The 24,254-nt window shown below is 67.1% G+C and carries 24 protein-coding genes; 5 read left to right on the top strand and 19 right to left on the bottom strand.

Annotated features, from left to right (window positions below; genetic code table 11):
* Nucleotides 1-24: 24 nt before the first annotated feature.
* The 17 genes from tnpB to eat form a co-directional block, all read right to left on the bottom strand.
* Nucleotides 25-375, bottom strand: a complete 351-nt coding sequence (gene tnpB, locus HNP46_RS20530; protein WP_184592581.1) for an IS66 family insertion sequence element accessory protein TnpB — start codon at nucleotides 373-375, stop codon at nucleotides 25-27.
* A complete protein-coding gene (gene tnpA / locus HNP46_RS20525) occupies nucleotides 375-806 on the bottom strand; it encodes an IS66-like element accessory protein TnpA (protein ID WP_184592579.1) in 432 nt (143 codons plus the stop codon). The genes tnpB and tnpA overlap by 1 nt, the downstream gene beginning before the upstream one ends.
* 72 nt (nucleotides 807-878) lie before the next feature.
* Entirely contained in the window at nucleotides 879-1,034 is a 156-nt protein-coding gene (locus HNP46_RS20520; protein ID WP_260403218.1) for a hypothetical protein, read from the bottom strand.
* A gap of 321 nt (nucleotides 1,035-1,355) precedes the next feature.
* The gene (gene ppa / locus HNP46_RS20515; protein WP_184592577.1) at nucleotides 1,356-1,886 is read right to left on the bottom strand and encodes an inorganic diphosphatase; all 531 of its coding nucleotides are present in this window, start codon (nucleotides 1,884-1,886) and stop codon (nucleotides 1,356-1,358) included.
* An 80-nt stretch (nucleotides 1,887-1,966) separates the two neighbouring features.
* Entirely contained in the window at nucleotides 1,967-2,785 is an 819-nt protein-coding gene (locus HNP46_RS20510) for a zinc-dependent peptidase (RefSeq protein WP_184592575.1), read from the bottom strand.
* A gap of 7 nt (nucleotides 2,786-2,792) precedes the next feature.
* Entirely contained in the window at nucleotides 2,793-3,452 is a 660-nt protein-coding gene (locus HNP46_RS20505; protein ID WP_184592573.1) for a DedA family protein, read from the bottom strand.
* Nucleotides 3,453-3,626: 174 nt separating this feature from the next.
* Nucleotides 3,627-4,499 (bottom strand): substrate-binding periplasmic protein, encoded by an 873-nt coding sequence (locus HNP46_RS20500; RefSeq protein ID WP_184592571.1) that lies wholly within the window; start codon nucleotides 4,497-4,499, stop codon nucleotides 3,627-3,629.
* Nucleotides 4,500-4,587: 88 nt separating this feature from the next.
* Entirely contained in the window at nucleotides 4,588-5,052 is a 465-nt protein-coding gene (locus tag HNP46_RS20495) for a GNAT family N-acetyltransferase (protein WP_184592569.1), read from the bottom strand.
* A gap of 142 nt (nucleotides 5,053-5,194) precedes the next feature.
* On the bottom strand, nucleotides 5,195-5,650 hold the full coding sequence (locus HNP46_RS20490) for a type IV pilin protein (RefSeq protein WP_184592567.1): 456 nt from the start codon (nucleotides 5,648-5,650) through the stop codon (nucleotides 5,195-5,197).
* The gene (locus HNP46_RS36080) at nucleotides 5,647-9,084 is read right to left on the bottom strand and encodes a pilus assembly protein (RefSeq protein ID WP_184592565.1); all 3,438 of its coding nucleotides are present in this window, start codon (nucleotides 9,082-9,084) and stop codon (nucleotides 5,647-5,649) included. Before HNP46_RS36080 ends, HNP46_RS20490 begins: the two co-directional genes overlap by 4 nt.
* A complete protein-coding gene (locus HNP46_RS20480) occupies nucleotides 9,071-9,616 on the bottom strand; it encodes a hypothetical protein (protein ID WP_184592563.1) in 546 nt (181 codons plus the stop codon). The genes HNP46_RS36080 and HNP46_RS20480 overlap by 14 nt, the downstream gene beginning before the upstream one ends.
* The gene (locus HNP46_RS20475) at nucleotides 9,613-10,359 is read right to left on the bottom strand and encodes a PilW family protein (RefSeq protein WP_184592561.1); all 747 of its coding nucleotides are present in this window, start codon (nucleotides 10,357-10,359) and stop codon (nucleotides 9,613-9,615) included. Before HNP46_RS20475 ends, HNP46_RS20480 begins: the two co-directional genes overlap by 4 nt.
* A complete protein-coding gene (gene pilV / locus HNP46_RS20470) occupies nucleotides 10,356-10,961 on the bottom strand; it encodes a type IV pilus modification protein PilV (protein WP_184592559.1) in 606 nt (201 codons plus the stop codon). The genes HNP46_RS20475 and pilV overlap by 4 nt, the downstream gene beginning before the upstream one ends.
* Nucleotides 10,952-11,470, bottom strand: a complete 519-nt coding sequence (locus HNP46_RS20465; protein WP_184592557.1) for a GspH/FimT family pseudopilin — start codon at nucleotides 11,468-11,470, stop codon at nucleotides 10,952-10,954. Before HNP46_RS20465 ends, pilV begins: the two co-directional genes overlap by 10 nt.
* 163 nt (nucleotides 11,471-11,633) lie before the next feature.
* Nucleotides 11,634-12,440: an ethanolamine ammonia-lyase subunit EutC gene (eutC, locus tag HNP46_RS20460; RefSeq protein WP_184592555.1), complete on the bottom strand. Its 807-nt coding sequence runs from the start codon at nucleotides 12,438-12,440 to the stop codon at nucleotides 11,634-11,636.
* Between the two features lie 17 nt (nucleotides 12,441-12,457).
* Nucleotides 12,458-13,852 carry an ethanolamine ammonia-lyase subunit EutB gene (locus HNP46_RS20455; RefSeq protein WP_184592553.1) on the bottom strand — a complete coding sequence of 465 codons (1,395 nt, stop codon included), beginning with the start codon at nucleotides 13,850-13,852 and terminating at the stop codon, nucleotides 12,458-12,460.
* A gap of 11 nt (nucleotides 13,853-13,863) precedes the next feature.
* The gene (gene eat / locus HNP46_RS20450; RefSeq protein ID WP_184592551.1) at nucleotides 13,864-15,228 is read right to left on the bottom strand and encodes an ethanolamine permease; all 1,365 of its coding nucleotides are present in this window, start codon (nucleotides 15,226-15,228) and stop codon (nucleotides 13,864-13,866) included.
* Between the two features lie 338 nt (nucleotides 15,229-15,566).
* Here eat and qhpR point away from each other — a divergent pair, with 338 nt between their 5' ends.
* Nucleotides 15,567-16,619, top strand: coding sequence for an AraC-like transcriptional regulator QhpR (gene qhpR / locus HNP46_RS20445; protein WP_184592549.1), 1,053 nt, complete (start codon nucleotides 15,567-15,569; stop codon nucleotides 16,617-16,619).
* 305 nt (nucleotides 16,620-16,924) lie between these two features.
* Here qhpR and exaC read toward each other — a convergent pair whose 3' ends face one another.
* Entirely contained in the window at nucleotides 16,925-18,445 is a 1,521-nt protein-coding gene (exaC, locus tag HNP46_RS20440; RefSeq protein ID WP_184592547.1) for an acetaldehyde dehydrogenase ExaC, read from the bottom strand.
* Between the two features lie 323 nt (nucleotides 18,446-18,768).
* On the opposite strand from exaC, the gene HNP46_RS20435 reads away from it, so the two are divergent.
* From HNP46_RS20435 to HNP46_RS20420, 4 genes are all read left to right on the top strand, one after another.
* Nucleotides 18,769-20,685: a sigma-54-dependent Fis family transcriptional regulator gene (locus HNP46_RS20435; RefSeq protein WP_184592545.1), complete on the top strand. Its 1,917-nt coding sequence runs from the start codon at nucleotides 18,769-18,771 to the stop codon at nucleotides 20,683-20,685.
* Between the two features lie 229 nt (nucleotides 20,686-20,914).
* Complete coding sequence (gene mpl / locus HNP46_RS20430; RefSeq protein WP_184592543.1) at nucleotides 20,915-22,267, top strand: UDP-N-acetylmuramate:L-alanyl-gamma-D-glutamyl-meso-diaminopimelate ligase; 1,353 nt, start codon at nucleotides 20,915-20,917, stop codon at nucleotides 22,265-22,267.
* A gap of 2 nt (nucleotides 22,268-22,269) precedes the next feature.
* Nucleotides 22,270-22,899: a flavin prenyltransferase UbiX gene (gene ubiX, locus HNP46_RS20425; protein WP_081517259.1), complete on the top strand. Its 630-nt coding sequence runs from the start codon at nucleotides 22,270-22,272 to the stop codon at nucleotides 22,897-22,899.
* Nucleotides 22,889-23,176: a YceK/YidQ family lipoprotein gene (locus tag HNP46_RS20420; RefSeq protein WP_184592594.1), complete on the top strand. Its 288-nt coding sequence runs from the start codon at nucleotides 22,889-22,891 to the stop codon at nucleotides 23,174-23,176. The genes ubiX and HNP46_RS20420 overlap by 11 nt, the downstream gene beginning before the upstream one ends.
* A 420-nt stretch (nucleotides 23,177-23,596) precedes the next feature.
* On the opposite strand, the gene HNP46_RS20415 is transcribed toward HNP46_RS20420, so the two are convergent.
* Nucleotides 23,597-24,238 carry an NAD(P)H-binding protein gene (locus tag HNP46_RS20415; RefSeq protein WP_184592541.1) on the bottom strand — a complete coding sequence of 214 codons (642 nt, stop codon included), beginning with the start codon at nucleotides 24,236-24,238 and terminating at the stop codon, nucleotides 23,597-23,599.
* Nucleotides 24,239-24,254: the final 16 nt, after the last annotated feature.

Here is a 24,254-nt window from a genome sequence, read left to right as displayed (position 1 = left end):
TAGACCAGCACGAAGACGCCCTGTTCATACGGCCCGGTGATAATTTCGCGGCTGATGCCGCTGGACGGCGCTGATGTCGATACCGTCCAGCAACCAGTGCAACTGCTCGACAGAGAGACTGACGACGGCCTCTTTTCTCGGCCAGGTGAAGCGATCGGTTTCCAGACGCTTGAAAAGTAGCCAGAAGCCGTTGCGGTCCCAGGCTAGCAGCTTGATTCGGTCGGCCCGTCGATTACGAAACACATAGACGGCCTGCGCGAACGGGTCGAGTTCCAACGATTGTTCGACCAGTGCCGACAAACCGTTGATGCTTTTGCGGAAATCAACCGGGTCTCGATGCAGGTAGACTTTCAGCCCCTCCTCAAGGCGGAACATCAGATCGCTCCGAGCGCTTCAATCAACGCCCTCACCAAGGCGACATCTTGCCCTCCACACTCAAGCTCGATTCTCGCGCCGTTGGGAAGTTGAGCAGCGAGGCGCGCAGGTTTCGGGGACGTCGGTGATGATATCTCTATGCCAGGGTGGGTCGAGACCGCCGAATAGGATCTGGCCGAGGTCAACTCAGCGTGGGCGCCAGTGGTCACGACGGGTACGAACGCCGAAGAAGCTTGACGCTTGTGCCTGAGGATCCATTTGTGCAACTGGTTGGCGTTGATGCCGGCCCGCAGAGCCATGCCAGATATCGATACACCTGGCAGCAGGCAGGCTTGGATCAGGCGACGTTTGTCATCCGGGTCAAAACGACGCTTGCCATGCACGACACGGGTCACGGTGAGTGGCAAATAACTGAGGTCATCGGTGGTCATGCTTGCGTCCGCAAGAAAAGTTGCGGACGCAATAGTCTCAACTGCGGGGTCAGGCACCCAGGACGCCGATTTTCACGCGCTTACCTTGTAGCGTGAGCCGGGCACTTCGCTCAGGTAGACGCGTACACCGTCTGCGTCCTTGGCCAGCTTCCACTCCGCAGCCTGCGCAGGAGCAAGCGCGGGGGCTGTCAGCAGCAGGGCGAGCAGGAGGGGCGGCGAGCGTTTCATGACGGCGGACCGGCGAGAGGATAGTCCGATCTTATGCCTGGCCCGTGACAGCGGCGCATTGGCCGGCGAGCGGTCTGGCAGGGGATTGCGCAGGCGGCGCGGAGGCAAATCGCGGGCATTAAAAAAGCCGGCTTGTGGCCGGCTTCCAGGGGGTGGTCCAACGCTACTTCTGGTAGGGCGGACCGCCTTGATTCTGTGGCAGCGCAGCGAGCTGCGTGCGGGGCGCAGATGGTAGCAAAGTCGGGACGAAAAGCCTAATCCCAGTCATGAAAAAGCCCCGCCAGGGCGGGGCTATTCACAGCGCGGGTTACCCCGCGACCGTCACTTGGCCTGGAAGGCGGCGACGGCCTTGGTGATGTAGTCGTGGGCCTGGGCGGCGTCGCCCCAGCCTTCGACTTTGACCCACTTGCCCTTCTCGAGATCCTTGTAGTTCTCGAAGAAGTGCTTGATCTGCTCCAGCAGCAGGGCCGGCAGGTCGGTGTATTCCTTCACGTCCTGGTAGAGGACGGTCAGCTTGTCGTGCGGTACGGCGATCAGCTTGGCGTCGCCGCCGGCCTCGTCGCTCATGTTCAGCACGCCAACCGGACGGGCGCGGATCACCGAGCCGGGAGCGACCGGGTACGGGGTCACGACCAGCACGTCGAGGGGGTCACCGTCGTCGGCCAGGGTGTTGGGGATGAAGCCGTAGTTGGCCGGGTAGAACATCGGGGTGGCCATGAAACGGTCGACGAACAGGCAGTCGGTGTCCTTGTCGATCTCGTACTTGATCGGCGCGTGGTTGGCCGGGATCTCGATGGCGACGTAAATGTCGTTCGGCAGGTCTTTGCCAGCCGGGATGCTGCTGTAGCTCATGGACGACTCCAGGGTGTGGTCGGGCCGAAAAAGTGCGGCGGATTATAGGCAGATTGCCGTGGCCTAGCCACAGACATCGCCTAGTGCGCGTGAGTTTCCTGATATTCGGGATGATCGGCCTGCAGCCGGCGCAGGCGCGCGAGAGGATCTTGCCGGTAGAACAGCGAAAGCTGTTCATAGACTTTGGGATAGGCCGCCTGGAGGAGGTCAGGAGCGGTAAAGAAGTACTCGCTGGTGACGGCGAAGAACTCCGCCGGATTCTCCGCCGCATACGGATCGATGGCGGTGTGTGCCTGCGGATCGCGATCGAGCTGGCGGTTCATCTCGTCGTAGGCGCCCTGCATGGCGGCGGCCCAGTCGGTGACGCGCATGTCGCGGTGCAGCGGCGGCAGGCCGTTGGCGTCGCCGTTGAGCATGTCGAGCTTGTGCGCCAGTTCGTGGATCACCAGGTTGTAGGCATCCCAGCCGCCGCCGCTCTCCACGCCGGGCCAGGCGAGGATCACCGGGCCCTGCAGGGAGGTTTCGCCGGCGCGCTCGTCGTCGAACTCGTGCAGGACGCCAGCCGGGTCGCGGTGCTTCTGCGGACTGACGAAGTCATCGGGGTAGAGCACCAGCTCATGGAAGCCGCTGTACCAGTTGAGGTCCGGCAGGTGCAGCAGCGGCAGCTCGGCCTGGGTGGCCAGCAGCAGGCGGCGGTAGTCGTCCAGCTCGATGCCCGGCAGTGGCGAGAGGCGCTTGTCGCGCAGGAACAGCAGCGCCCGCTCGCCCAGCAGGCGCAGTTCGTCTTCGCTCAGGCCGTCGAGGATCGGCAGGCTGCGGCGCACCTGTGCCCAGAGCTCGCCATCGAGCGGATAGCGGGCGAGGAAGCGCCGCCGGCGCCAGGCGCTGAACGACCACATGGACGGATCAGCGCTCGCTGGTCTGGGCCTTGGTGGCGGGGCGCATCTTGTGGCGGATGAAGCCGATCAGCATGGGCACCAGGGAGAAGGCGATGATGGCGATGATCATCACCGACAGGTTCTGCTTGATGAACGGTACGTTGCCGAAGAAGAAGCCCAGGGTCACCAGGCCGCCGACCCAGGCGATGCTGCCGGCCACGCTGAAGAACAGGAAGCGCGCGTAGGGCATGTAGGCCATGCCGGCGACGAAGGGCGCGAAGGTCCGCACGATGGGCAGGAAGCGCGCCAGGGTGACGGTCTTGCCGCCGTGGCGTTCGTAGAAGGCGTGGGTCTGGTCCAGGTAGTCGCGGCGGAAGATCTTCGACTTCGGGTTGCTGAACAGGCGCTTGCCCAGGGTTCGACCGATCACGTAGTTGGTGCTGTCGCCGGAAATCGCCGCGACCAGCAGCAGGCCGCCGAGCAGCCAGGGGTCCATGCCGCCGGCGGCGCAGATGGCGCCGGCGATGAAGAGCAGGGAGTCGCCCGGCAGGAAGGGCGTCACCACCAGGCCGGTTTCGCAGAAGATCACCAGGAACAGGATGGCGTAGATCCAGGTGCCATAGTTGGCCACCGCCAGCGACAGGTAGGTGTCGAGGTGGAGAATCAGGTCGATCGGGTTGAATTCCATGAGAAGCCTGTCTGACTACGAGGTGAACGGCCGGGCCGCCCATTATAGGGCGCGAGCGGGCTGCCGGGGGCGCGCTCCGTCGAATCCTGCGACGGAAGTCCGCGGGAGGATATTACAGCTTCGGCGTGAAAATACTGTCGCTGCGAGCGTGGCAACGCCTTGTGACAAATGCCCCTAGTAGCGGCTGGCCTGCCAGCTGAGCAGGGCGGGGTGCAGGGCAGCACCGTGCTGCTGGCCATCCGCCGGCCATTGCTCGGCCAGTGGCTTGGTGGCGACCTCGCGGGTGTTCATCGCGGTCTCCAGGTGCGCGTCGGCGATCAGCTGCTGCAGCCGGCCGCTGCGGCGCAGGGTACGCAGGCCGCGGTCGAGGCTGGCGGCCAGGGCTTCGCCTTCGGCGCGCTTCCTGGGCACCAGCACGTAGAGCGGCTTGACCTCCAGCGGCGGCTCGACGAACTCCAGCTGCTCGCGCAGCGCCGGGGCGTTCTGGCTGAGCAGCTGGTAGCCGGTATAGCGGTCCACCACGGCCAGGTCGATGCGTCCGCGCAGGAGTTTTTCCAGGTTCTGCCAGTCGCTGCTGACCACGTCCTTGTTGAGGAAGTCGGCGGCGTCGAAGCCGACCTGGTTGACGTAGCCGCGCACCACGCCGATGCGATACGGGCGCAGGGTATCGAGGTCGCGCGGGTTGATCGGCAGGGCGCGGTCGCGGCGGCGGAAGAAGCCGAGCTGGGAGTCCAGCAGCGGCATCGAGGTGTAGAAGTCCTGGCTGCGGTCAGGAGACAGGTAGGCCGGCATCAGTGCGTCGAAGCGGCCTTCACGGGTCTCATTGAGGGCCCGCTGCCAGGGCAGGAAGACCAGTTCGGCCTTGTCGCCGTTGAGCGCCAGGGCTTCGTTGAGGATGCGGCTGGCCAGGCCGTTGCCCGGCAGGTCGCTGCCCACGTAGGGCGACCACTCCAGGGTGGCGATGCGCAGGGTCTGGGCCTGGGCGGCGGGGCCCAGCAACGCGAGGCAGAGGCAGGCTGTACGCAGAACGAACAGGGAATGACGCATGGGATCCCTTCATGCGGTGGCCGCGGCAATTTCCGCTGATGGCACTCTAGTGCGCCGCGCCCGCCGCTGCCAGCGGGGCGGCTGGCGCTCAGTTGAGGTCGTCGCTGATCGGCAGGACGTAGTTCTTGAACTCGCTGTCCTCGCGGAAGCCGATGGATTCGTAGACCTTCTGCGCCACCTCGTTGTTGACGCTGGTGGATACGCGCATGCGCACGGCCTGGGTCTCGCGGGCCATCTGCCGGGCAGTCTGCAGCAGGTGGTCGGCGACCAGTTGGCGGCGTGCCTCTTCGGCGACGTAGATGTCGTTGAGGATCCACACGCGCTTGAGCGACAGCGACGAGTAGCTCGGGTAGAGCTGGCAGAAGCCGAGGATCCTGTCTTCGCCATCGTCCGGCAGCGCCAGGTAGATCACCGATTCCTTGCGGCGCAGGCGCTTCTCGAGGAATTTTCGCGAGGATTCGGGGTAGGGGAGCATGCCGTAGAACTCGCGGTATTTGACGAACAGCGGCGCGAGCAGATCGAGGTGGTCGAGCGTGGCTTGCACAATGCGCATGAGCGGGCCTCGGCGGGAGGTGAGTGGGCTGGTATGGCAATGCAGGGGCTATGCCAGCGACAGCCATCGCGGCCAGCAGATAGCCATCGCATCCGATGCTGCACCAGAATTTGTGGAAAGCGCAATCAAAGCGAGCGTTTGATCAACGCCAGCAGCTTGCCACGCTGCCTGCGCTGGTGCCGCGCGTGCCCTGCTCGTCCAGGGTGAAGTCGCCGCACTCGCGGTCCTGGCCCTGGGCGCCGAGTCGCAGGGCACTGAGGCGGTAGCGACGGGTATTGCCGTCGGGGTGCTCGATGCCCAGTTCGTACAGCTGGTTCGGCGAGAGGCGCTTGCCGTCGGCCGTCAGCGGCGCGGGAAAGGCCAGCCGCGCCGGCTCGTCGGTATACCGGCTGTACTGCGCGAGGTAGCGCTCCTGCTGGGCGGCGGCGTCGCGCAGGAGCGTCTGTGCTTCGCTGCGCTGGGCGCGCAGGACGTACTGGCGATAGCTGGGGATGGCGATGCCGGCCAGCAGGGCGAGGATGGACACCACCACCATCAGCTCGACCAGGGTGAAGCCGCGGTATCTGTCCAGGGTCGGCAGGCGCGCCGGGGCCGTCATGGGTAATTCACCGGCAGGTTGTAGTTCATGATCCGCCAGTTGAAGCGCCCCTGGTTCTGCGGGTCGAACAGCTGCACCGGGACGCGCGTGCCGTCGGGGCTGTAGAGGTTGTCGCCGATGCGGGTCAGCGGGCCGTCGATGCGAATACCGCTGGCGGTCTCGCTGTAGGAGCCGTCGCCGACCAGGTCGAACACATTGAAATCCAGCGCACCGCCGCTCTTCGGGTCCACCGCCAGCAGCCAGTAGGTAATGCCGGCGCTGCACGGGTCGGCATTGGGGCGGCCGACGGTGACGAACAGCACATCGCCGAGCATGAAGGGCTGGTCGAGGATTCGCTCGCCGTCGGCCAGGTCGAAGTACCAGCCGCGGATGCCCACCCCGCGCTTGCCGCTGTTGTCCCAGGCCACGCGTTCGCTGCTCAGCTGGCGTACTTCGCTGCTGCCGGCGCTGTGCGTGACGCTTTCCTGGGTCAGCGTCTGGGCCTGCAGGTCGCTCAGACGGCTCAGGGTGGTGGGGCTGCCCGCGCCGTCGACATGGGCGAGGTAGTCGGTCTGGTCCCAGAAGCCGTAGAGGGACTGCCGGCTGAGCGCGCCTTCCTTGTCGCCGGCTTCGAAGAACTTGCCGCTGCCGGCGATCACCAGCTGCCCGCCACGCGGATGCTGGGTGACTTCGGCGGGAGTGCTCAGCGGCTGGCTGCGTGCTGCGGGGATGCTCGACAGCAGGCTGGAAACGCTGTCGACGCCGGCCTGGCGGTAGAGCTTGCCCTGCAGGCTGCCGTAGTAGCGCTGCGCGAGCTCGCCGGGGCTGGACGCGCGGGTCCAGGCGACCGTGCTGCCGACTTCGCCGTCGCCGGCGGCGGACTCGCTGGCGGCGCTGATGCGCCCGTCTTCCAGGCGGATCGACAGCGAATAGCCCTTGGCGGTGTCGTAGCCGTTGCCGGTGAGCACGTAGGCTTCGCCGCCGGAGAAGGTGATGACCGGCCGATCGAGCACATGGCCGAAGTCGATGTCCTGGCCAGTGGCGCTGCGCGCGCTGTCGGAGTACTCCCAGAGCAGGCGCGGGCGGTCGGCGTCGGTGATGTCCAGGGCGAACAGGCCGCGCCCGCCGCGGCCGGGGGCCATGACCAGCACGGTGTGCCAGCTGCCGGCGAAATGCACGTCGCGGCTGACCGCGCTGCCGTCGACGTAGTAGCGGTGCAGGCTGTTGGTGTTTTCTTCCTCGGAGCGCGCGGCGTACCGGGTATCGGGCAGGTAGTTGAGTTGCGCGAACACGGCCGCAGGGATGAAGGCCCAGCGCTCGCTTCCGGTTTCGTCGAAGGCGTGCAGCATGCCGTCGTTGGCGTCGACATACAGACGACTTTCGCGATCGGCATGGTCCCTGCGGAACTCGTCGTAGCCGCTGGCGCCGGCGGCCTTCTCCAGGTAGTAGGTGACGGCGGATGGCGCTCCGACCACCAGGGGCGAGGAGTAGATGATGTCGCCCAGCAGGTGGTTGCGCGCGCGGAAGGTGCCTCCCTCGTCGCTGCGTTCGCCGCGCAGCCAGTCGACGCGGCGCTGGCCCAGGTTGTCCTCGCGCTGGGTGCCCGGCGCGCGGTCGAGCCATTGCTGTTGCTGCGCCGCGAGATTGTCCCAGGTGAAGGGCTGCAACTGGCCCTTGGCGCTGTCCGGGGCGGTATTGGTGTAGAGGCTGCGGCTGGCCGCGGAACGCAGGTTCAACTGGTTGCGGAACGACAGGCTGGCGTTGGCCTGGGCATTGCCATCGGCATCGAGACGGTACTGCAGGATGTCGCCACTCCAGTCGGTGGGCTGGTAGCTGGCGCGGTAGAGGTGGCTGTCGGTGCTCAGCGAGGTGGAACTGGCACCGGCGGCGGCCACCGCCAGTTGGCTGCTGGAGATGCTGCTGACGATGGCCTGGAAGGCTTTCACCAGTTCGCTGGTGGAGTCGGCGCTGAAGAACTCGCCGCGGGAATTCAGCGCGCCATGCCAGAGCGCGGCCACCTTGCCTTCGTTAGCGGTGACCGTCATGCCGTCCAGCGTGGTGCTGGCGCTGGGGTTGGGCCAGCTCTTGCGGCCGTCGAGCAGTTGCGCATAGGAGCCGGAGTAGGTGTCGCCTTCCCACTGCAGGTATTTCAGCGTCGGTCCCAGGCCCAGTCCGACGGTGTAGGTGGTGACGTGCTGCCAGGTGGCGGGGTCGTTCTTCGGGTTCCAGTAGTCGCTGCCCTCGCGAAAGCGCGGCGGCACCTTGTTCTCCAGGTCGCTGCGGGCGTCGGTGGCCCAGCCGAGGAAGATGTTGTCGGCCAGGGTGTTGGACCAGGGGTCCTGGTAGGGCGCGGTGGCGGCGAACTGCTTGCCGTCGGGCAGGGTTCGCGGCGTGCCGTCGGCGTTGTTGCCGCCGGAGCCGTCACCGAAGCCATCGGTCATCAGCAGGTGGTAGCTGGGGCGGCAGGCGTATTCGGTCTTCAGGTCGCGGCTGGCGCCCGGCACGCGGGCGTAGGGGTTGTAGGCGGTGGTGCTGGCCAGGTAGCTGTTGACGCGGTTCTGCGCGGTGCCCAGGGGCGTGCCGCCGCTGGCGACCAGGCGGCTGGTGAAGGTGAAGAAGTCCGCCTTGTGCTGGCCGGTGAAGGCCGCCAGGGTCTGGTTGCCACAGGACGTGGAGCTGAGGTTGAAGCTGATGCTGGTGCAGTAGTTCAGGCCCTGCCAGGTGACGCGGATGTGCTCGGGCAGGTCGAACAGCGCCAGGTTGGCCGCGGTGCGCGTGGCCAGCTGGCGGGTGCGGTAGAAGGAAAACCAGTTGGCGTAGTTCTGCTGCTCCTTCTCGGTGCTCACCCAATGCGGCGTGAAGCAGGTGCGGGTGCAGGCGCTGGCGCTGGTGTACGAGGAGTCCGCCGCGCAGTTCTGTACCGCGCTCAGGCTGCTGGTCGCCACGTTGCGCGCGTGCGGACAGGCGGCGTCGAACTGGTAATAGTGCGCGTTGCGCTGGTAGGCGTCGGTGCTGTTCACCGCCTGGATGGCGTTCTGGCTGTAGCCGTTGCCGGTGTTGCGGCTCAGGTCGACGGTGCTGGTCTGGTTGGTGAGGAAACCGTCGTAGTAGGCCTTGGCGAAACTCGTGGTGTAGCGCTCGCTGACCACCCGGCCGCCGCTGAAGGTGACCTTCCACGGTGCTTCGTAGGTGATCGCCGGGTTGTAGTACATCGGGTTGTACGCCGAGGAGCGGTTGGCGATGGCGTAGGAGGACATACCGTCGGGGGTGTAGGCGCTGGTCATGCTGCCGGAGTCGTCGAGGGTGACGATCAGGTTGGGCGAGACGCCCTCGACGAGGAACAGTGGCGCCTGGCTGGGCGTCGCCGCCCAGCCGTAGTCGCTGGCCAGCAGCAGCGCACCGCCGAGCAGGAGGGCCGGAAGCCGGGGCGAGCGGAGCGGTTCAGCGCTGGACACGGGCGTACTCCTGGAGGCGGACCAGGGCCTGGTCGGTAATGCCGGTGGAAAGGGCGTTCATCTGCAGCAGCAGGGTGCCGCTGCCGGACAGGCAGTCAGCCATGGCGCTGGAGGAGCGGCTCTCGCACTGTGCGGCGACGTACCAGCGTGGCGCGCTGCTCAGTTCGGCCAGTTGGTCGGGGCTGGCGAGGTCGTTGCCGCGGTAGGTGCGGGCCCTGGTCAGCAGCGCGGCACTGGCGGCGTCGCCGGGTTCGAGCCAGCGGCGATCGCAGAGCAGCACCTGCTGCTGCTCCTGTGCGCTGCTGACGCAGTTATCCGCTTCGCTCACCGCCATCGTCGCGCTCAGGCGTGTGCGCTGCAGCGCCTCGCTGATCGCCGAGCCGGCGCCGCCCAGGGCCGCCTGGTAGTCCCGCGACTCGGCCAGGCTGTTGTCCAGCAGCAGGCCGCTGCGCAGGTTGCCCAGGGTCAGCATGCTCAGCGCCAGCAGCAGGATCAGGGCGATCAGCAGGGTCTGGCCGCGTTGCCGGTTCATGGCTGGTTCCTCAGGTAGAGCGTCTGCGCGAAGGCGCTGCACAGGCCGCGGGTGCCGGTGTCCTTCGACGTGGCGGGGTTGAGCGGGTCCTGGTAGCTGCAGTTCTCCGGCAGCAGTGCGCGGCGCGAGGTCAGCACCAGCCCGGCGCGGATCTGGTTGGTCGAGCCGACGGCGAACACCAGGTCGTGGAGGCCCTCGGCGAGGACGGTTTCGCCAGCGGATAGCGGGTTGTTGGTCCTGCACAGAAACTGGCCGCCGGACAGGCGCAGGTGGCTGACCAGGGCTTGCGGATTGCCTTCGTCGTCATCGCTGTAGAGCGCCGCGCCAGTGCAGTCCTGCTGCGTTTGCGCGTCGCTGCGCTGGGCGCGCTGGTAGCGCAGGCACAGGCCGCGGCCGCCGGCATCCGGGCTGGCGACCTGGCCGGCGGCGAAGATGCAGCCGGTGGTGGCGTCGGTGAGCGCCGGGAAGGGCCCCTGGCGGTCGATGACGAAGTCGTACTGCTGGTCATCGGCGGCGCTGGCGTGGCGCACCCAGGCGCTGTAGCCGGCATGGCCGCTCTCGCGCTGCAGCAGGGTGAGGATGAAGCGCGCGTTGGCCTGGTTCTGCTGCTGGGCATGGTTGAACGCGGCATGCTCGCTGCCCGACAGGTAGACCTGCAGGACGCCCAGCAGGACCATCACGCCCAGCGCGATGGCGACCATCAGCTCGATCAGGGACAGGCCCCGCTGGCGCTGCCGACTCATGGCTGGAAGCCCAGGCGGTAGCGCTCGACGCCGCCTCCGGCGCCCGCCGAGAGGCAGGCGGCGTCGGCGTCCTCGGCGCTGGTGAGGCTGCCGGCCTGGCAGTTGCGGCTGTGCCAGGCGAGCTGGACCAGCAGCAGCGGCTGGCGCGAATCGGTAGCGCAGGTGCGGCCGTCGCGGCTGGGGCAGATGTAGGTGGAGTCCCTGAGCAGCGTGTCGTCGGTATTGAGCTTCAGGCGCAGCTGCGCGACCCAGCAGGCCAGCTCGCGCTGCGCCCGGTCGAGCTTGCCCAGGCCGCTGGTGGCGCAGCTCTGGCCGCTGCCCAGGGTGGGAAAGGCGCTGCCGGCGGGCACCAGATAGCTCGCCTCGCTGGTTAGCTTGCCGTTACTGACAAGCGCCAGGCGATTGGCCTGGATGCTGCGGGCGAGGTCGGCGGCGAGCAGCAGGGCGTTCTGCCGCTGCTGGCTGTCGTGGCTGTAGGCGATGTTGCGGCTCTGCAGGGCCAGCATGCCGAGCAGGGCGACGCTGGTGAGCATCACCGCCACCAGCACCTCGACCAGGTAGAAACCCTGCTGCGGGGTGCGCGCTCGGCGAGTCAGTCGCATGGGGCTACTGCTCCGCCGCGCTGCAGGCAGACCTTGCTGGCGTAGCGGCCGGCCGTGAGGGTGAAGACCTGGGGAAAGGTGCCGCTGCCCACGGCGATGCCGTTGCCGTCGAATTCCACCTGGGCCTTCGGCTCCTGCTCGATCCGCAGACTGGCGGAGTCATCGAGGCGGGTCCTGCGCAGTTCGATCTCCCGGTGGCCGACCAGGTCGCCGCCGCGCAGGCGCCCGACACTCAGCAGGGAAGTCCAGTCGCCGCTGGTCTGCGGCGTCACCCGCACCGGCTGGCGGCCGATCTGCGCCTGGGCGCGGGCGTACTGCAGCAGCGCGACCAGTTGCTTGCCGGCGCTCTGCGCACGGTTGCGGTTGATCAGCAGGTCGAAGGAGGGCACCGCAATGCCCAGCACGATGGCCAGGATGGTGATGGTGACCAGGGTCTCGATCAGGGTGAAGCCCTGCTGGGGCGGCAGGTTATCTGAGGTAGCGAGCTTGGGAGCGTTGGCTGAATCCATCTTCTGACCATCGACGTGAAGCGCGGTGCTCCGCACCTGCAGGGGGCGCGGAGCTCGATGGCGAGATTTTTATCGCGACGGACGGAAGGGGTGATTTAAGACAAATCCTAAAGACGGCATCTGACAGGCGCGGCATGTGGTCGCGTTCACACTGCCCGCGCGCTTAGCCGCCGATGAGGAAGTTTCCGCGTGCGCGGGAGTCTTCTCCTTCCAGCGCCGGCAGCTCCGCTTCGTCCTTCAGGTTCACCCCCGACAATTGCCGTCGGCAGGCCTCGCGCATCAGGTACAGCAGGCGGTGCGTGGCCAGACCGTAGCTGAGGCCCTCCAGGCGCACGTTGGAGATGCAGTTGCGGTAGGCGTCATTCAGGCCGACCTTCGGCGCCCAGGTGAAGTACAGGCCGAGGCTGTCCGGCGAGGACAGGCCGGGGCGTTCGCCGATCAGGATCACCACCATCTTCGCCCGCAGCAATTCGGCGACTTCATCGGCGACGGCGACGCGGCCCTGTTGCACCAGCGCCACCGGTGACAGGCTCCAGCCTTCATTGCGCGCCTGTTCTTCCATGCGTTCGAGGAAGGGCAGGCTGTGGCGCTGTACGGCCAGCGAAGAGAGACCGTCGGCGATCACCACGGCGAGGTCGTAGCCTTGTGGATGACGATCGGCGTGGCGGCGCAGGATATCCGCCGAATCCTCGTCCAGGCGGCGGCCCAGGTCCGGCCGTTGCAGGTAGGTGTCGCGGTCGGCGGCGGCGCTGTGCAGCAGCAGGGTGTCGCGGCCGCGCTCGGCCAGTTGTTGCGCCAGGCCTTCGCGATCAAAGGGCAGGTGCACGGCGTCGCGGGCCTGGGCGTGGGCGAACTGGAAGTCCAGCTGCGCGCCGGTGGGCAGGCTGGTGCCGGCACGGCCCAGGGCGATGCGCGCGGAGGTCAGGCGGCGCAGTTCCTGCCAGGGATTGGGGGTGAAGCTGTCGCTCATGGAAAACTCCTCAAGCCTCAGGACAGTTGCGCGAGTGCGTGACGGAAGGCGCCGGGCAACTGGCCGGCCATCTGCACGCGGCCATCCTGCTGGCGGAGGATTTCCATGCGCTCCAGCCACGCCTCGAACTCCGGCGCCGGCCGCAGGCCCAGGGTCTGGCGCGCGTAGAGCGCGTCGTGGAAGGAGGTGGTCTGGTAGTTGAGCATCACGTCGTCGGAGCCGGGGATGCCCATGATGAAGTTGATGCCGGCGACACCGAGCAGGGTCAGGAGCATGTCCATGTCGTCCTGGTCGGCCTCGGCGTGGTTGGTGTAGCAGATGTCGCAGCCCATGGGCACGCCCAGCAGCTTGGCGCAGAAGTGATCTTCCAGGCCGGCGCGGATGATCTGCTTGCCGTTGTACAGGTATTCCGGGCCGATGAAGCCGACCACGGTGTTCACCAGGAACGGCTTGAAGTGCCGCGCCACCGCGTAGGCGCGGGCCTCGCAGGTCTGCTGGTCGACGCCGTGGTGGGCGTTGGCCGACAGCGCGCTGCCCTGGCCGGTCTCGAAATACATGAGGTTGTCGCCCAGCGTCCCGCGCTTCTGCGACAGCCCGGCCTGGTAGCCCTCCTGGAGGATCGACAGGCTCACGCCGAAGCTGGCGTTGGCCGCTTCGGTGCCGGCGATGGACTGGAACACCAGGTCCAGCGGCGCGCCGCGGTTGATCGCCTCGATGGAGCTGGTGACGTGGGTGAGCACGCAGGACTGGGTGGGAATCTCGTAGCGCTGGATGATCGCGTCGAGCATCTCCAGCAGGGTGCAGATCGACTGCAGGCTGTCGGTGGCCGGGTTGATGCCGAGCATGGCGTCGCCGTTGCCGTAGAGCAGGCCGTCGAGCACGCTGGCGGCGATGCCGGCCGGGTCGTCCGTCGGGTGGTTGGGTTGCAGCCGGGTGGACATGCGCCCGCGCAGCCCCAGGGTGTTGCGGAAGCGGGTGACCACGCGGATCTTCTGCGCCACTAGCACCAGGTCCTGCACGCGCATGATCTTCGATACCGCGGCTGCCATTTCCGGCGTCAGCCCCGGCGCCAGGGCGCGCAGGCTGGCTTCGTCGGCGGCATCGCCGAGCAGCCAGTCGCGCAGGCCGCCCACCGTGAGGTGGCTGACCGGCGCGAAGGCGGCGGCGTCGTGGCTGTCGATGATCAGCCGGGTGACTTCGTCGCTCTCGTAGGGAATCAGCGCCTCGTCGAGGAAGTGCTTGAGCGGGATGTCGGCCAGCGCCATCTGCGCAGCGACACGCTCGGCGTCGCTGCCGGCGGCGACTCCGGCGAGGCGATCACCGGAGCGTGCCGGGCTGGCCTTGGCCATGACCTCGCGCAGGCTGTCGAAACGCCAGGTCTGGCCACCGACGCTGTGGACGAATCCGGACATGGCGCTACTCCTCAACCTTGGCTGGCGAACGATGCGTCGGTGCCGCGATTGAGGCTGATGACGATGCTGCAGAGGGAGCAGCCGCCGATCATCAGCACCAGGAACACCGAGGCGATGACGCTATTGAACCATAGCATCGCGGCCAGGCAGACCAGCGCCAGCACCAGTGCGATGGCCGGCACCACCGGGTAGCCCGGCGCGCGGAAGCTACGCTCCAGGTCCGGCTCGCTGCGGCGCAGCTTGAACAGGCTGAACATGCTCATGATGTACATGACGATGGCGCCGAACACGCTCATGGTGATCATCGCCGCGGTCAGGGTCATGCCCTGCAGGCTGATCAGGCCGTCGCTGAAGATCGCCGCGATGCCCACCGCGCCGCCGGCGAGGATGGCCCGGTGCGGGGTCTGGAAGCGCGACAGCCTGGCCAGGCCGCGCGGCAGGAAGCCGGCACGGGCCAGGGCGAAGAACTGCCGCGAGTAGCCCAGGATGATGCCGTGGAAGCTGGCCACCAGGCCGAACAGGCCGATCCACACCAGCATGTGCATCCAGGTGGAGTTGTTGCCGACCACGGCTTTCATCGCCTGCGGCAGCGGGTCGTTGATGTTCGACAGGGCGCGCCAGTCGCCCACGCCGCCGGCGAAGATCATCACGCCGATGGCCAGGGTCACCAGGGTCAGGATGCCGGCAATGTAGGCGCGCGGAATGGTGCGTTTCGGGTCCTTCGCCTCTTCGGCGGCCATGGCGGCGCCCTCGATGGCGAGGAAGAACCAGATGGCGAACGGGATCGCGGCGAAGATGCCGGCCATGGCGGTGGAGCCGAACACGTCCGAGCCGGCCCAGCCGTTGAGCACGAAGTTGCTGAAGCTGAAGCCCGGCGCGACCACGCCCATGAACACCAGCAGCTCGGCCACCGCCAGCACCGTCACCACCAGTTCGAAGGTGGCGGCGATGCTGACGCCGAGGATGTTCAGGGTCATGAAGATCACATAGGCGCCGGTGGCCGCCCATTTCGGATCGAGCCCCGGGAACTGCACGTTGAGGTAGGCGCCGATGGCCATGGCGATGGCCGGCGGGGCGAAGACGAACTCGATCAGCGTGGCGATGCCGGCGATCATCCCGCCGGTCTTGCCGAAGGCCCGCAGGCTGTAGGCGAAGGGCCCGCCGGCGTGGGGGATGGCGGTAGTCAGCTCGGTGTAGCTGAAGATGAAACAGGTGTACATCACCGCGACGATCAGCGTGGTCACCAGAAAGCCCAGGGTACCGGCGGCGGCCCAGCCGTAGCTCCAGCCGAAGTATTCGCCGGAGATCACCAGGCCCACGGCGAGCCCCCAGAGGTGCAGGGTGCCAAGCGTCGGTTTGAGTTGTGATGCGCTCATTGTTGTTATTCCTCTCTCCGCAAAGGGAACGGGGCGGGCCGCAAGGGCCTGGACGGATACCTGAGCCTCGATGGTAGTGGCGCGTTGCCGGGCAAGACTTGACCGCTGGAACCGCCTTTCGCCGTGCAGGGTCAACTGGCTGTTACCCATTGCCCCAGGCTGCCCGCGGTGCCCGCTTCTGGTGCCGGATTTCGCCCTGGCGCCCCGTGCTGTGGCAGCTGCAGGCCAGGCACCGCGCAGGGTGTGTCAGCCTGAGCGATGGCTGTTCGAGGCACGGGATTTGCTTTGTTTATAGGCACGAAGTGCCTGCATGCTGCATAACAAGATCGGTAACCGACATGAGCCAGCCCCTGTTTTCCCCGTCCGGCCTGAGCGTGCCCCTGGCCAGCAATATCGGCGTGCTGTCCGCCGCCGCCAGCGGCCTGGGCCGCTTCATCGGCGACCAGGGCGGCGACATCGATCGCGTCTTCGGCCGTGCCGGCATCGACCCGGAGCGCCTGCTGCACCCGACCCTGAGCCTGGCGCTGACCAACTACTGCGCGGTGCTGGAAGAGGCCGCCCGGCAGTCGGGCTGCGACAACTTCGGGCTGCGCTACGGCGAGCAGTTCCGCCCCCGCGAGCTGGGCCTGCTGGGCTACGTCGGGCTGTGCTCGGAGACCCTGGAAGACGCGCTGAAGAACTTCGCCGCGGCCTTCCCCTATCACCAGCACGACACCCTGATCCGCCTGGTGGATTGCGGCGAGTGCTACCGCTTCGACTACCAGGTGCGTCACGGCGCGATCCTCGACCGCCGCCAGGACGCCGAGCTGACCTTAGGGATGGCGCTGAACCTGGTGCGCCATGCGCTGGGCCCGGACTGGGCGCCGCGCGCGGTGAGCTTCGAGCACGGGCGGCCGGAAGGCTGGCAGGAACATGGCCGGGTATTCGACGCACCGGTGCTGTTCCAGCGCGGCTGCAACTCGATGTTGATCCCCAAGCGCGACCTCTACGGCCGGCAGATGCCCGAGCGCGACGCCAACCTGCTGTTCCTGGTGCAGGACGTGATCCGCCGACTGGGCGAGCAGGGCGGTGCGCCCAACCTGGTGGAGGATGCCGGCACGCAGATTCGTCTGGCACTGGGCGATGGCGAGCCTTCGCTGGAGCTGATCGCCGAACAGCTCGAACTCACCACCGCCGGCCTGCAACGACGCCTGCGCGAAGCCGGGTTGAGCTTCAGCCAACTGGTGGAAAACACCCGCCGCGAGCTGGCGCTGCACTACCTGCGCCAGCCGCAGCGGCCGATCTCCGAGCTGGCGCCGCTGCTGGGCTATTCCGAGACCAGCGCCTTCTCCCGCGCCTTCCGCCGCTGGTTCGGCGTAAGCCCGCGGCAGTGGCGTAGCGACGCGAACTAAACCGCTTTTCGTAGGAGCGAGCTTGCTCGCGATCAGATTCCTCCGGCAGCTCCAGAGCTGGGCGGGTTCGCGAGCAAGCTCGCTCCTACAGGTTTTGCTCGGTACGTGACCCCTGCGTAGGTGCGGACTCCGTCCGCGATGGCATCCGGCGCGCGGCGGATCGATCGCGGACGGAGTCCGCTCCTACGAAGAACGATTCGCCGATACTTTTCCCCGGGCATAAAAAAGCGCGGCCCGTGGGCCGCGCAAAGATCGATTCGGGGGAGACCGCCCGGCGCGAGCCGGGCGGATGACTCAGGAAAAACTCAGAAGAAGCCCAGCGGATTGATGTCGTAGCTCACCAGCAGGTTCTTGGTCTGCTGGTAGTGGTCGAGCATCATCTTGTGGGTCTCGCGGCCCACGCCGGATTTCTTGTAGCCGCCGAACGCGGCGTGCGCCGGGTACAGGTGGTAGCAGTTGGTCCACACGCGGCCGGCCTTGATGCCGCGGCCCATGCGGTACGCGCGGTTGATGTCGCGGGTCCAGACACCGGCGCCGAGGCCGTACTCGGTGTCGTTGGCGATGGCCAGCGCCTCGGCCTCGTCCTTGAAGGTGGTGACGCCCACCACCGGCCCGAAGATTTCCTCCTGGAACACGCGCATCTGGTTGCTGCCCTTGAGCAGGGTCGGCTGGATGTAATAGCCGGTGGAGAGGTTGCCTTCGAGCTTCTCGACCTTGCCGCCGACCAGCACCTGCGCGCCTTCCTGCTGGGCGATGTCGAGGTAGGAGAGGATCTTCTCGTACTGCTGCTGCGAGGCCTGGGCACCGACCATGGTGTCGGTGTCCAGCGGGTCGCCGCGCTTGATGGCCTTCACCTTCTTCATCACCACGTCCATGAACTGCGGGTAGATGGACTCCTGCACCAGCGCGCGGGACGGGCAGGTGCACACCTCGCCCTGGTTGAAGAAGGCCAGCACCAGGCCCTCGGCGGCCTTCTCGATGAAGGTCGGCTCGGCCTGCATGATGTCTTCGAAGTAGATGTTCGGGCTCTTGCCGCCCAGCTCCACGGTGGACGGGATGATGTTCTCGGCGGCGCACTTGAGGATGTGCGAGCCGACCGGGGTGGAGCCGGTGAAGGCGATCTTGGCGATGCGCTTGCTGGTGGCCAGCGCTTCGCCGGCCTCCTTGCCGAAGCCCTGGACGACGTTGAGCACGCCCTTGGGCAGCAGGTCGCCGATCAGCTCCATCAGCACGCAGATGCCCAGCGGCGTCTGCTCGGCCGGCTTGAGCACGATGCAGTTGCCGGCGGCCAGGGCCGGGGCGAGTTTCCAGGCGGCCATCAGCAGCGGGAAGTTCCACGGGATGATCTGCCCGACCACGCCCAGCGGCTCGTGGATGTGGTAGGCCACGGTGGTGTCGTTGATCTCGGCGGCGCTGCCTTCCTGGGCGCGGATGCAGCCGGCGAAGTAGCGGAAGTGGTCGGCGGCCAGCGGGATGTCGGCGTTGAGGGTTTCGCGGACCGGCTTGCCGTTGTCCCAGGTCTCGGTGACGGCCAGCAGTTCCAGGTTCTGTTCGATGCGGTCGGCGATCTTCAGCAGCACCAGCGAGCGGTCCTGCACCGAGGTGCGGCCCCAGGCATCGGCGGCGGCGTGAGCGGCGTCCAGCGCCTTGTCGATGTCCTCGGCGGTGGAGCGGGGGAATTCGGCGATGGGCTGGCCATTCACCGGCGAGGTGTTGGTGAAGTACTGACCCTTCACCGGCGCGACGAATTCGCCGCCGATGTAGTTGCCGTAGCGCGCCTTGAACGAAACGATGGCGCCTTCGCTACCGGGATGGGCATAACGCATGGTCGGATCTCCTGGGTCTTGTGCTTGTTGGGGAGGACGTTGATCAAGCGTAGAGCAAGGGCCGGGCCATGCCAGTGAAGGGCGCGCCGCGCATGGGCTGGACAGGTTGCTGGTGGTGCAGTGGAAACTGCGCTGTCACGAGCCTGGGGCAGTGCCGGGTGACACTTTGTCCCGTATCCGTGACAGTCGTGACCTGACGGTCGGCCGGACGTTGCATTGGGCTGGCGCGTGGGGGATGCTGTCCTGCGTTCTGCTGAATTGTCCTACAGGATTCGACAGAGCCTCGGGGCTGCCTCCCCGTCCCCCAGCGGAGAACAACAAGAATGCGCGCCAACGATTTGAGCCGCCACGCCCGCCAGGTCATGACCGTGGCCGAGGGCAAGGCCCGCGCCGGTGCCCCCGGTGCCGACCCGTCGATCGCCCGCTCCTGGATGCGCTGCCTGGAGCAGTACCACCTCGATCCGGCACAGCCCATGGCGCCGACGGTGCTGGAGCACGCGCGCATGCTCGAGGTGCGCGAGCGCCACCGCCAGGTGCTGGAGATCGCCAGCGGCGAGATGAACAGCCTGCACCAGCAGCTCTCCGGCGCCGGCCACGCGGTGTTGCTCACCGATTCCCGCGGGGTGATCCTCAACTGCGTCAGCGAAGCCGCCGAGCGGCGCACCTTCGAGCAGGCCGGGCTGTGGCTCGGCGCCGACTGGAGCGAGGCGCGCGAAGGCACCAATGGCATCGGCACCTGCCTGGTGGAACGGCAGGCGCTGACCATCCACCAGGACGAACATTTCCGCAGCCGCCATACCGGCCTGACCTGCTCGGCCAGTCCGGTGTTCGACCCGCAGGGCGAACTGCTGGCGGTGCTCGACGTCTCCTCTGCGCGCCGCGACGTGTCGCGGCAGAGCCAGTTCCACACCATGGCGCTGGTCAACCTGTCGGCCAAGGCCATCGAGAGCTGCTACTTCCTGCGCCATTTCGAGGACCAGTGGCTGCTGCGCTTCCACCTGCAACCCGACGGCCTCGGCCTGTTCAGCGAAGGCATGCTGGCCTTCGGCGGCGACGGGCGCATCCGCGCGGCGAACCAGAGCGCCATCAACCTGCTCGGCAGCCGCCGGGAAAGCCTGATCGGCCGCTCGCTGGAACAGTTCTTCGATTGCCGGCTGGACGACCTGTTCAGCCGCGCCGATCCGCAACCCAACGCCAGCTGGCCGCTGCGCACCCACGCGGGGCGCACCCTGTATGCGTTGCTGCGCGGCAAGCGGCCGATCGCCGCCGCACCGGTGCTGCCACGCGCACCACTGGCGAAAGGGCTGTGCATCGACGATCCGCAGCTGGCCCAGGATTTCCGCCGTGCGCTGAAGGTCTACGCCCACGACGTGCCGCTGCTGCTGCAAGGCGAGACGGGTACCGGCAAGGAGGCTTTCGCCCGCGCCGTGCACCTGGGTGGCGAGCGCGCCGGCAAGAGCTTCGTCGCGCTGAACTGTGCGGCGATTCCCGAGACCCTGATCGAGAGCGAGCTGTTCGGCTATCGCGGCGGCAGCTTCACCGGCGCGCGCAAGGAAGGCATGCGCGGCAAGCTGCAGCAGGCTGACGGCGGCACGCTGTTCCTCGACGAGATCGGCGACATGCCGCTGGCCCTGCAGACCCGCCTGCTGCGCGTGCTGGAAGAACGCCAGGTGGTGCCCATCGGCGGCGAACCGCAGGACGTCGACATTCGTTTGATCAGCGCCAGCCACCGAGACCTGGAAGCGCTGGTGGCCGCCGGGCAGTTCCGTGAAGACCTCTACTACCGCCTCAATGGCCTGGTCGTCGCACTGCCGCCGCTGCGCGAGCGCGACGACCGCAGCGCGCTGCTCGACCACCTGCTCGCCGAGGAGAGCAAGGGGCGCAATGTGCGCCTGGACGACGACGTGCGCCGGCACCTGCTGGACTTCCCCTGGCCGGGCAACGTGCGCCAATTGCGCAACGTGCTCCGCACGCTCTGTGCGCTGTGCGACGGCGGACGCATCCAGATGGCCGACCTGCCGCCGGACCTTCGCCGCGCGCCGGCTCCCACGGTGACGCCGGTCGTGTTGAGCGAGGAGGGCGGTGACACCCTCGGCGCCGCGGAACGCAACGCGCTGCTGGAAGTGCTCGAAGCGCAGCGCTGGCATATCAGCCGTACCGCGCAGCAACTGGGCATCAGCCGCAACACGCTGTACCGCAAGCTCAACCGCCACGGCCTGAGCCGGAAAATGCTTTCGTAGGATGGCGTGGAGCGCAGCGATACCCATCAATGCCGAGTGCCGGATCAGCATGGGTATCGCTGCGCTCCACCCATCCTACGGTTTACCCTCGTGACAGGATTCCGCTCCCACCGGGAACCGCCTCTCCACCTCGTCGTCTGATGCCCCGGCGGCGGGCCGCGCGGGGGCGCGCTGTGCTACTCTGCCGCCCATTCGAAGCGCCTGGAAAGGCTTGATTGCAGGAGTCTGCATGCATATCCACATCCTCGGCATCTGCGGCACCTTCATGGGGTCGCTGGCCGTCCTGGCCAAGGAGCTGGGCCACCGCGTGACCGGCTCCGACGCCAACGTCTACCCGCCCATGAGCACCCAGCTGCAAGCCCAGGGCATCGAGCTGATGCAGGGCTACGATCCCGCGCACCTGGAGCCGGCTCCGGACCTGGTGGTGGTCGGCAACGCGCTGTCGCGTGGCAACCCGGCAGTGGAATACGTGCTGAACAAGGGCCTGCCCTATGTCTCCGGCCCGCAGTGGCTGGCCGACCACGTGCTGCAGGGCCGCTGGGTCCTGGCGGCCGCCGGCACTCACGGCAAGACCACCACCAGCAGCATGCTGGCCTGGGTACTGGAACACGCCGGCATGAGCCCGGGCTTCCTGATCGGCGGCGTGCCGCAGAACTTCGGCGTCTCCGCGCGCCTGGGCGGTACGCCGTTCTTCGTGGTCGAGGCTGATGAGTACGACAGCGCCTTCTTCGACAAGCGCTCCAAGTTCGTCCACTACCACCCGCGCACGGCGATCCTGAACAACCTGGAGTTCGACCACGCGGACATCTTCCCCGACCTCGCGGCCATCGAGCGGCAGTTCCACCATCTGGTGCGGACCATCCCCGGCGAAGGCCTGGTCATTCACCCCACTTCCGAGACCGCGCTCAAGCGCGTGATCGACATGGGCTGCTGGACTCCGGTGCAGACCACCGGCGCAGGCGGCCAGTGGCAGGCGCGCCTGCTCAGCGAAGACGGCTCGCACTTCGAGGTGCTGTTCGATGGCCAGGTGCAAGGCACTGTGGACTGGGAACTGACCGGCCAGCACAACGTCGCCAACGCCCTGGCGTGCCTCGCGGCAGCCCGCCATGTCGGCGTGGTGCCGGAGCTGGGTTGCGCCGGGCTGTCGAGCTTCAAGAGCGTCAAGCGACGCATGGAGAAGGTCGCTGAGGTCAACGGCGTGACCATCTATGACGACTTCGCCCACCACCCGACCGCCATCGCCACTACCCTCGACGGCCTGCGCAAGCGCGTCGGCGCGGCCAAGGTGATTGCCGTGGTCGAGCCGCGTTCGAATTCCATGAAGCTCGGTGCCCATCGCGACGGCCTGCCGGAGTCCGTGGTGCAGGCCGACAACGTGTTCTGGTACGCGCCGCCTAACCTCGGCTGGGACCTGGCAGCCACCGTCGCCAGCTCCACCGTGCCCACGCAAGTGTGCGATTCGCTGGAAGCCATCATCGAGGGCGTCAAGGCCATCGCCACGCCGGGCACCCAGGTGGTGGTCATGAGCAACGGCGGATTCGGCGGCCTGCACGGCAAGCTGGCCCAGGCACTGGAGGGCTGAGCATGGCCGGAGCCGAACGCGTCACCCTCGCCATGACCGGCGCCTCGGGCGCCCAGTACGGCCTGCGCCTGCTCGACTGCCTGGTGCAGGAGGACCGCGAGGTGCACTTCCTGATCTCCAAGGCCGCGCAGCTGGTAGTGGCCACCGAGACCGACGTGACCCTGCCGAGCAAGCCGCAGGCGATGCAGGCTTTCCTCAGCGAATACACCGGCGCCGCGCCGGGGCAGATTCGCGTGTACGGCAAGGAAGACTGGATGGCCCCGGTGGCCTCCGGCTCCGGTGCACCCAGTGCGATGGTGGTGGTGCCCTGCTCGACCGGGACGCTGTCGGCCATCGCCACCGGCGCCTGCAACAACCTGATCGAGCGCGCTGCCGACGTCGCGCTGAAGGAGCGCCGCCAGTTGATTCTGGTGCCACGCGAGGCGCCGTTCTCCAGCATCCACCTGGAGAACATGCTCAAGCTCTCGAACCTGGGCGCGGTGATCCTGCCGGCCGCTCCGGGCTTCTATCACCAGCCGCAGACGGTGGACGACCTGATCGACTTCGTCGTCGCGCGCATCCTCAATCAGCTGGGCATTCCCCAGGACATGCTGCCGCGCTGGGGCGAACACCATCTTGTCAGTGACGAATAAGCTCCTCGCCGCCCTGTTGCTGCTGCAACTGGGCGGTTGCGCCACGGTGAACACCCTCAACGACAGCCGCCCCGGCGATCCGCTGATCTATGCCGGCACCCGGCTGGACTGGTATTCGCTCAACGGCGGCTGCTGTCCGAAGGACCACTTCGGCACCGACGCACCGGCCTATCCCGGCCTCGACCTGCCCGGCAGCGTGCTGCTGGATACCTTGCTGCTGCCACTCTCGATTGCCGCGGAGTTGGGCATCGGCCTGCAGGTGTGGGGCGGCAATTGACTCGCTTTTGCTGACACCTTGACGAACGTTCAGAGCGACTCTGCGTAGGATGGTGTGGAGCGCAGCGATACCCATCAATTACGGCAATGACCGCATGGGTATCGCTCCGCTCCACCCATCCTACGAAAATCACGTGCCGTTGATTTTGTAGGAGCGGATTCATCCGCGATCAGACGTGAGCCGGAGGGCTATCGCGGACGGAGTCCGCTCTTACCTGAATACCGTGCCAGCGCGTTCCCTCTCCCCCGCCCTGGCTGCGCGCCCCGCTCCGAAGGGAGAGGGAGCTGTCCGTGCCGGCTGACGCTAAGGTTTCCGCCTTCACCGAACGGTCCCCTCTCCCTTCAGGGAGAGGGTTAGGGAGAGGGAAACCAGGGACAGATTTCCGGAGCAAAGACAGTTGCTCCTACGAAAGCGTCAGGGTTACTTGCCCAGCTTGCGCAGCTCGTCCGACTCGACCACGCGGGTGCCCTCGCCGGTCTCCAGGGCGAGGCGCCAGAGGGCGCGGGCCAGGGCGATGGCTTCGATGCCATGCAGCTTGCCCGGCAGGATGCGCGAGAAGGGCGCAGCGAGCAGTTCGGCGAGGCGGATTTCCTCGCGCTGGCCGAGCAGCAGCGACGGCCGCGCAATGGTCAGTTGCGCCCAGCCCTGCTGGCGCAGGGCGTCTTCCAGCTCGCCCTTCACCCGGCTGTAGAAGATCGACGACTTGCTGTCCGCGCCCAGCGCGCTGACCACGATGTAATGCCGCGCGCCCAGGGCCAGGCCGCGTTCGCCCAGGGCCAGCGGCAGGTCGAAATCGACGCTGCGGAAGGCCTCCTCGGAGCCGGCTTCCTTGAGCGTGGTGCCCAGGCAGCAGAACACCGTGTCCACCGGCTTGAGCAGGTGGGGGATCAGTTCGGCGAGCGGGCCGACCGGGTTCTCCAGGCGCGGATGCTCGGCCAATTGACGCCGGGCCGGGGCGATGACGCGCTTGACGGTGGGCTCGTTGAGCATGCGGTCGAGCAGGTGCTCACCGGTCAGACCGGTGGCGCCAGCAAGCAGGATGTTGGTCGGTTTCACTACCATGGGTGTTTCTCCACTG

Origin of the sequence: Pseudomonas nitroreducens (assembly GCF_014204515.1) — a bacterium.
GTDB lineage: Bacteria > Pseudomonadota > Gammaproteobacteria > Pseudomonadales > Pseudomonadaceae > Pseudomonas > Pseudomonas nitritireducens_A.
The sequence above is the reverse complement of the archived record's forward strand: the minus strand, read 5'-3'. Positions and strand labels throughout refer to the sequence as shown.

Coding starts and splice junctions, on each gene's coding strand:
- tnpB (WP_184592581.1), bottom strand. CDS start 375: ATGTTCCGCCTTGAGGAGGGGCTGAAAGTCTACCTGCATCGAGACCCG.
- tnpA (WP_184592579.1), bottom strand. CDS start 806: ATGACCACCGATGACCTCAGTTATTTGCCACTCACCGTGACCCGTGTC.
- HNP46_RS20520 (WP_260403218.1), bottom strand. CDS start 1,034: ATGAAACGCTCGCCGCCCCTCCTGCTCGCCCTGCTGCTGACAGCCCCC.
- ppa (WP_184592577.1), bottom strand. CDS start 1,886: ATGAGCTACAGCAGCATCCCGGCTGGCAAAGACCTGCCGAACGACATT.
- HNP46_RS20510 (WP_184592575.1), bottom strand. CDS start 2,785: ATGTGGTCGTTCAGCGCCTGGCGCCGGCGGCGCTTCCTCGCCCGCTAT.
- HNP46_RS20505 (WP_184592573.1), bottom strand. CDS start 3,452: ATGGAATTCAACCCGATCGACCTGATTCTCCACCTCGACACCTACCTG.
- HNP46_RS20500 (WP_184592571.1), bottom strand. CDS start 4,499: ATGCGTCATTCCCTGTTCGTTCTGCGTACAGCCTGCCTCTGCCTCGCG.
- HNP46_RS20495 (WP_184592569.1), bottom strand. CDS start 5,052: ATGCGCATTGTGCAAGCCACGCTCGACCACCTCGATCTGCTCGCGCCG.
- HNP46_RS20490 (WP_184592567.1), bottom strand. CDS start 5,650: ATGACGGCCCCGGCGCGCCTGCCGACCCTGGACAGATACCGCGGCTTC.
- HNP46_RS20480 (WP_184592563.1), bottom strand. CDS start 9,616: ATGAACCGGCAACGCGGCCAGACCCTGCTGATCGCCCTGATCCTGCTG.
- HNP46_RS20475 (WP_184592561.1), bottom strand. CDS start 10,359: ATGAGTCGGCAGCGCCAGCGGGGCCTGTCCCTGATCGAGCTGATGGTC.
- pilV (WP_184592559.1), bottom strand. CDS start 10,961: ATGCGACTGACTCGCCGAGCGCGCACCCCGCAGCAGGGTTTCTACCTG.
- HNP46_RS20465 (WP_184592557.1), bottom strand. CDS start 11,470: ATGGATTCAGCCAACGCTCCCAAGCTCGCTACCTCAGATAACCTGCCG.
- eutC (WP_184592555.1), bottom strand. CDS start 12,440: ATGAGCGACAGCTTCACCCCCAATCCCTGGCAGGAACTGCGCCGCCTG.
- HNP46_RS20455 (WP_184592553.1), bottom strand. CDS start 13,852: ATGTCCGGATTCGTCCACAGCGTCGGTGGCCAGACCTGGCGTTTCGAC.
- eat (WP_184592551.1), bottom strand. CDS start 15,228: ATGAGCGCATCACAACTCAAACCGACGCTTGGCACCCTGCACCTCTGG.
- qhpR (WP_184592549.1), top strand. CDS start 15,567: ATGAGCCAGCCCCTGTTTTCCCCGTCCGGCCTGAGCGTGCCCCTGGCC.
- exaC (WP_184592547.1), bottom strand. CDS start 18,445: ATGCGTTATGCCCATCCCGGTAGCGAAGGCGCCATCGTTTCGTTCAAG.
- HNP46_RS20435 (WP_184592545.1), top strand. CDS start 18,769: ATGCGCGCCAACGATTTGAGCCGCCACGCCCGCCAGGTCATGACCGTG.
- mpl (WP_184592543.1), top strand. CDS start 20,915: ATGCATATCCACATCCTCGGCATCTGCGGCACCTTCATGGGGTCGCTG.
- ubiX (WP_081517259.1), top strand. CDS start 22,270: ATGGCCGGAGCCGAACGCGTCACCCTCGCCATGACCGGCGCCTCGGGC.
- HNP46_RS20415 (WP_184592541.1), bottom strand. CDS start 24,238: ATGGTAGTGAAACCGACCAACATCCTGCTTGCTGGCGCCACCGGTCTG.